Source organism: Sphingobacteriales bacterium (assembly GCA_012517435.1).
Classification (GTDB): domain Bacteria; phylum Bacteroidota; class Bacteroidia; order CAILMK01; family JAAYUY01; genus JAAYUY01.
The window spans coordinates 1-6,699 of the sequence record JAAYUY010000134.1; the positions used below are offsets into that span (position 1 = coordinate 1).

Genomic DNA, 6,699 nt, shown 5'->3' on the forward strand with positions numbered 1-6,699 from the left:
AAATGGATGAGTTCAGGAAACAGTTTTATACCTACTCAGGTGCATTGAGCCTCCTTTTTGTGCCTATCATGATACTGGGTTTTATCTTTGCCAAAGAAATCATGATTATTATTGGCGGGAAGGAATATGAAAGCGGAGCCATTATTTTCAGAATATTCACCATTTTCGGCCTCTTAACTCCACTCGACCGTTTTACCGGTATTGCCCTCGACAGCCTGAACCGTCCCGACCTGAATTTTTATAAAATTATCTTCATGGTTACAGCCAATGTCATCGGAGATTTAATTGCCGTATTTGTTTTCCAGAAACTTGAGATGGTGGCATGGGTTACTCTGGCTTTTCTCATCATTGGAGCAGTTTCAGGCTTATTTTTCACCAAATCAACCGCAAAAATTGAATTTTCCAAAATTCTTTCCTATGGTTATCAGTTTTACCGCTATTACTTCAAAAAGTACCTGCATTCAAACAGTGCATGACATAAAAAATTGAAAAGAGAATGATTTACAACAAAAAGACAGTATCTGAATACATCCGTTCGCCATTGGTGCTTTTTGCCTTGTTGATTGTTTTAGCCATTACAGCATATTTTTTCTCAAAGATTTCCATTCCGCTTATTCTTTTACTGATAAGCATTCCGCTAATTGTAGTCTATTTCTTTTATATTGTTCAAAATCCTTCTTTAGGCCTCATTACGATAGTGATTTTTTCCTTTATTATTCCTGGGATTTCACGTTATCTGCCCGGAGAAAACAAGCTTGGTTTAATCATTGACGCTCTTCTCGTATTAACTTATATTGCCTGTCTTTTCAACGGAAAAATCTTTAAAAACAAGCACCATTTAATAAAAATTGACTTACTTCTGTTATCCGTGTTTTGGATGCTGTACAATATTTTACAATTATTTAATCCCTATACGGCTTATGCGGGAGCATGGTTTGCCGTTGTCAGGCCCATCGCTTTGTATCTTTTGCTGGCTTTACCACTTGCCTCCATGTTAATTGTCAACAACCGGACATTTAACATTATTTTGATTATCTGGGGCATTTTCAGCATTCTGGGGACTATTAAAGCCGCTTTACAGATATACATCGGGCTGGATCAGTATGAACAAATCTGGTTTAATGAAGTCGGTTATTTAACTCATTTTGTCAACAATCACCTGAGAGCATTTTCTTTTTATACAGATGCCGGACAGTTTGGTGCCGCACAGGGACATGCGGCTGTGATAGGATTTATCATGATGACAGCAGTCAAAAACAAGAGACTTAAATTCTTTTATGCATTGATGGGACTTTCAGGTCTGTACGGTATGATACTTTCCGGAACCAGAGGGGCCGTGTTTGTGCCTTATATTGCAGCTTTAGCCTATGTTATTCTGAGGAAAAATATTCGCATGGCTCTGCTCGCCTTGTTTTTATCGGCAATGGCTTTCGGATTTCTGAAATTTACCTACATAGGAAACCAAAATTATTTTATCTACCGCATGCGTACAGCTTTCGACCCCAATGATGCCTCACTTCAGGTTCGTATTGAAAATCAACGCCTTTTCAAACAATACCTCCGTGACAAACCCTTTGGCGGGGGTGTGGGAATGGCTGGTTACTGGGGACAACATTACGGGGTGGATTCTCCCCTTGCCAGAATTGCCACCGACAGCTGGTATGTTCAGATCTGGGCGGAAGAAGGAATTATCGGACTCATACTCTACCTCTCCATTCTCATCTACATACTTGCCAAAGGGAGCTATATCATCATGTTCCGGCTTAAAAATGAGGAAAATATCACAAAAATGATTGCCTTGATGGCAGGACTTGCGGGTGTGGCAGTTGCCAGCTACGGTAACAATGTGATCGGCCAGATACCTACCTCTTTCCTGACTTATTTCAGCATTGCATTTATTTTCGGTGCTCAGGAACTTGAAAACGAACTGAACCAAAAACAATTAACGTCCTGATTTAAGTATGTTAAAAAACTATCCAAAGGTCTCCATCATTACGGTCAATTTCAGGCAAAACCTTACTACGCTTGAGTTTCTAAAATCAATATTTTCAATTACTTATCCCAATTTTGAAGTGCTGGTGGTTGACAATGGCTCCCTCGCCTATCCTGCTGAATTTGTAACACAATATCCGGATATAAAACTCATTGTCAGCAGGGAAAACAAAGGATTTGCCGGAGGTAACAATCTTGCCATAAAAGAATCAACAGGGGAATATCTGCTGTTTATCAATAATGATACTGAAGTAGAAAAGGGATTTCTCGAACCACTGGTTGAAAGGGCAGTCAGCTCTCCCGATGTTGGCATGGTCAGCCCGAAAATTATTTTCTTTCATGATAAGAAAACCATACAATATGCAGGTTATACCGCCCTTAACCCGATGACCATGAGAAATAAAACCATTGGAGCCGGACAAACTGACAATGGTAATTTCGACAAAGCCTGCCCTACAGCCTATGCTCATGGTGCCGCCATGCTGGTTCCCGGAAAAGTCATTGAAGCAGCCGGCACAATGGATGAAAGTTTCTTTCTGTATTATGAAGAGCTGGATTGGGCTATACGAATTAAAAAAGCTGGTTTTACCATCTGGTATGAACCTCAGTCGGTCGTTTATCATAAGGAATCGGTCAGTACGGGCAGAAACAGCCCGCTGAAGACCTATTACATGAACCGGAACCGAATAAGATTGCTCAGAAAACACTTTAAACCATTGCAGGTTCTGACCGGTTTAATCTACCTTTTTTCTGTTGCTTTGGTTAAAAACATGATTATCTTTCTTGTTAAAGGAGAAAAGGAAAACATGAAAAGCCTTTTAAACGCTTATGGATTGTTAAAACAGAAACTATGCTGATCACCATTTCATTACATAGTGTTCCTGATTTTATCCAGTTGATATTATTGCTGTATTTTCTCTTTTCAGCCTTGTATTTTCTTGTTTTTGCCATTGCCGGAAATTTCAGCTACAGAAAACATTTTCCAAAAGCCTCAAAACTGAATAAAATAGCGGTTCTTATTCCTGCTTACCGGGAAGATGCAGTCATCCTCCACACGGTCAGGCATGCATTGAAACTTAATTACCCGGGTGATTTGTATGATGTCATCATTGCTGCTGATCATCTTCAACCTGAAACTCTGCAGCAATTGTCAGAAACCCAAGCTATTGTCGTTGAACTCAATTTGAATCAAAGCTCAAAAGCAAAAGCATTGACCGAAACCATGCAGCATCTGAAAGGGAATCATTATGATATTGCCATTGTCCTGGATGCTGATAATCAGACTGAACCGGATTTTCTCCTGAAAATAAATGATGCTTTTCAAAGCGGCTGCCGGGTTATTCAGGCTCACAGGGTGGCTAAAAATATGAATACAAATTTTGCTGTTCTGGATGCCATCAGTGAGGAAGTAAACAATCATTTATTCAGGAAAGCTCATCGTATATTGGGATTACCTGCCATCTTAATCGGTTCGGGAATGGCTTTTCCCTGGAAATTATTTCAGCAATTGATCTCAACCGCCAAAACTTCTTTCGAAGACAAGGAAATAGAATTTATGCTGCTTGAAAATGGCTACGACATTGATTATCTTGAAGATGCATACGTCTATGATGAAAAAGTACAGAATCATCAGGCTTTCGGGCGACAACGCACCCGCTGGATTTACTCTCAGATTTATTTTTTCAGGCTATACTTTATGAAATCCTTTCCTGCATTTTTCAAAAAAAACAAACGAGGTCTGGCCTTTCGTTCGTTTTCAACAGCACTGCCTCCCCGTGTAATTTTGCTTGCCGTACCTTTCCTTATGTTTATCCTTAATCTTTTCTTTCCTACTTCTCTCTGGCTTTCGCTCTGGGGAACAACCTTCCTTGCCTCCCTCCTAACCATCTTATTGTCAACGCCTAAGAAATTTTATAATATCCAAACCATTAAAGCCCTGATCTCACTTCCGCTTGCCTTTATTCTGATGCTGAAAGCCATTATCTTTTCCGGTAAGGCCAAAAAAGGATTTTTACACACGGGGCATACTGGGGCGGGGATGGATTAAAATGGACATAATTGAAATTTAGTTTAGACCAGTTTTTCACCCGGATATGATTAAACCATTCAATTTTCAATCTTCACCATGTCTTGGCTGTTACAGAACCTGAACCCCATAAGCAGCAGTATTCATCTTTCTCTCACTCTATAACATTTGTTTACTACACCTTATCATTTTCCAATCCTGAATTTTTGTAGTTTACGGTCAAATCTCTATTTTCGAACCTCTGCAAAAGCTTGAAAATCTGTTTTGATTCAAGGAAAAGATATTATAGTAACCGGTATTATTCACTGGGAATTACCTATCCGGAGTAATTGTCAGGATCTGGCATGGGAATTCTCGAAGCAAAACCGTGTTATCTATGTGTTTTATCCGCTCAATACTGCCACTAAAAATAATGAAAATGCCCGGAAAAGGCTGGAGATAAGTAAAAGTCCTGAAAAAGGGCTGGTAAAAGTAAATGACAACTTTTATCTGCTTTATACCCCGACAGTCCTGTTTTCAATTAATTGGCTACCTAAAGGATTGATTTTCAGTATTTTTAATTTTATCAATGCCTGGTTGTTTTGCCGCGACATCAAAAAAGTTTTGAAAAAACTTCACTTCAGGAATGATATTCTTTTCAACGACACTTCCATGTTTCTCGGGCTTCATCTGAAAGAGTTGCTCAGGCCGGTCTTTTATGTTTATTACATGCGCGACAACATGATGAAAGTGCCGTTTTGGGCAAAGCATGGACTGAAAACAGAGCCGAAAGTTATTGCCAAAGCAGACCTGGTTGCCTGCAACAGCGAATATTATGCAGCCTATGGACGAAAATACAACCCTCATTCCTATATGGTCGGACAAGGTTGCGATGTCAGTGCTTTTGATGAAACGAAAAATCTCATTCAGATTCCTGATGAGGCAAAGAAAATAAAAAGGCCTGTTATCGGCTATATCGGAACACTGTGGACATTAAGGCTTGAAATTGAGCTCATCGGATATATTGCCCGCTCCCACCCCGAATGGAGCATTGTATTGATTGGCCCTGAGGATGAAAAATTTCAGCAATCCATTCTGCACCAGCTTGATAATGTTTATTTTATCGGTAAAATTGACCTGAAAGATGTTCCGGCATGGGTTAAGGCTTTTGATGTGGCCATCAATCCACAGATAGTTAATGATATTACTATTGGCAATTATCCGAGAAAAATTGATGAATATCTGGCAATGGGAAAAGCCGTTGTTGCTACCAGAACTGAAGCTATGGATTATTTCCGTGAGGTAGTTTATCTGGCTGATAACAAGGAAGATTTTGTAAGATTGATTGAAAAAGCCCTTGAAGAAGATAACGATCAGTTGAGAAAAAAAAGAAAAGCAACTGGTTTCAGTCATAGCTGGGAAAACAATGTGAACGAAATATACAAGTATATCAATCTGATTTCCAAAGAAAAAGGCATAAATTTACAGCATGAAGAATAAAATTCAGAATTATCTTGAAAGCAGGTCAAAAATGAAAAAATTCTTACTTTGGCTTCTGATTTCTTCACAGGGGTCGAGGCCAAGGCTTTGGGTCAGACTGACTCTAAACAGGTTTTTTCATCAAAGAGGGGAAAAAAGCCTTGTCAAGTGCAGGGCAAGGCTTGATACGCTGCCATTTAACAAATTTATTCTTGGCCATTATTCTGTCATAGAAAGCTACACCGTGGTCAATAATGGTGTAGGCGATGTTGTTATCGGGAATAATACTTTTATCGGGATTTCCAATATTATCATCGGCCCTGTTGAAATCGGGAACAATGTGATGACTGCCCAGCATGTGGTATTGTCAGGATTGAATCATCAATATGAAGACATTACGCAACCCATACGCAATCAACCTGTTACGACAGCAAAAATCGTCATTGAAGATGATTGCTGGATAGGTGCCAATGCAGTCATCACAGCCGGTGTCAGAGTCGGAAAGCATAGTGTGGTTGCAGGCGGAAGCGTGGTAACCCGTGATGTTCCTCCGTTTTCGGTTGTTGGCGGAAATCCAGCCAGAATATTGAAAACCTACAACACCCACACTCAGAAATGGGAAAAAGCAGAGTAATGTATGATTAGCCTGAAAATCTTCTTCTGGATACTGCTTTTCATTGTCTTTTATACTTATCTGGGCTATGGATTGTTATTAATAATTCTGATTGCTTTTAAAAGAATATTTTCAAGGGAAAAATCAACAGAAAATACTGAATATGAGCCTGATGTAACATTATTCATTCCTGCTTACAACGAAGTGGATTATGTTGATGAAAAAATCAGGAACAGCCTGTCGTTAAACTATCCGAAAGAAAAACTGCATATCCTTTTTGTCGCAGACGGCTCAGATGACGGCACGTATGAAAAGCTGCTTTCTTACCCTGAAATTCAGGTGCTATATGAACCTGAGCGAAAAGGGAAGATAGAAGCCATGAACAGGGGGATGAAACACGTTAAAACACCCATTGTCATATTTTCGGATGCCAATACACAACTATCTGAAAATGCAATCAGGGAAATCGTTTTACGTTTCCGCGATGAAAAAACCGGCTGTGTAGCCGGAGAGAAACGTATTGCAAACAAAACAGGAGCAGCCGGCAGCGGTGAAGGGCTTTACTGGAAATATGAATCTTTCCTGAAAAAAATGGACGACCGCTTATATT

The 6,699-nt window shown here is 39.7% G+C and carries 7 protein-coding genes; all 7 read left to right on the forward strand.

Translation table 11 applies throughout. The annotated features are described in order from the left end of the window. The coding region (locus tag GX437_07735; protein ID NLJ07543.1) for a hypothetical protein at positions 1 to 476 on the forward strand (476 nt) is incomplete at its 5' end. A 20-nt stretch (positions 477 to 496) separates the two neighbouring features. Continuing rightward, entirely contained in the window at positions 497 to 1,954 is a 1,458-nt protein-coding gene (locus GX437_07740; GenBank protein ID NLJ07544.1) for an O-antigen ligase family protein, read from the forward strand. A 7-nt stretch (positions 1,955 to 1,961) separates the two neighbouring features. Next, positions 1,962 to 2,849 carry a glycosyltransferase family 2 protein gene (locus GX437_07745; protein NLJ07545.1) on the forward strand — a complete coding sequence of 296 codons (888 nt, stop codon included), beginning with the start codon at positions 1,962 to 1,964 and terminating at the stop codon, positions 2,847 to 2,849. Then, the gene (locus tag GX437_07750; protein NLJ07546.1) at positions 2,843 to 4,039 is read left to right on the forward strand and encodes a glycosyltransferase family 2 protein; all 1,197 of its coding nucleotides are present in this window, start codon (positions 2,843 to 2,845) and stop codon (positions 4,037 to 4,039) included. The genes GX437_07745 and GX437_07750 overlap by 7 nt, the downstream gene beginning before the upstream one ends. Positions 4,040 to 4,282: 243 nt before the next feature. Further along, entirely contained in the window at positions 4,283 to 5,497 is a 1,215-nt protein-coding gene (locus tag GX437_07755) for a glycosyltransferase family 1 protein (protein NLJ07547.1), read from the forward strand. Between the two features lie 31 nt (positions 5,498 to 5,528). Beyond that, positions 5,529 to 6,110: an acyltransferase gene (locus tag GX437_07760; protein NLJ07548.1), complete on the forward strand. Its 582-nt coding sequence runs from the start codon at positions 5,529 to 5,531 to the stop codon at positions 6,108 to 6,110. Between the two features lie 3 nt (positions 6,111 to 6,113). After that, a partial coding sequence (locus tag GX437_07765) for a glycosyltransferase (GenBank protein NLJ07549.1) occupies positions 6,114 to 6,699 on the forward strand: 586 nt, incomplete at its 3' end.

Excerpts from the sequence above, each read along its gene's own strand:
- GX437_07740 (NLJ07544.1), top strand. The coding sequence starts at position 497 with ATGATTTACAACAAAAAGACAGTATCTGAATACATCCGTTCGCCATTG.
- GX437_07750 (NLJ07546.1), top strand. The coding sequence starts at position 2,843 with ATGCTGATCACCATTTCATTACATAGTGTTCCTGATTTTATCCAGTTG.
- GX437_07745 (NLJ07545.1), top strand. The coding sequence starts at position 1,962 with ATGTTAAAAAACTATCCAAAGGTCTCCATCATTACGGTCAATTTCAGG.
- GX437_07760 (NLJ07548.1), top strand. The coding sequence starts at position 5,529 with ATGAAAAAATTCTTACTTTGGCTTCTGATTTCTTCACAGGGGTCGAGG.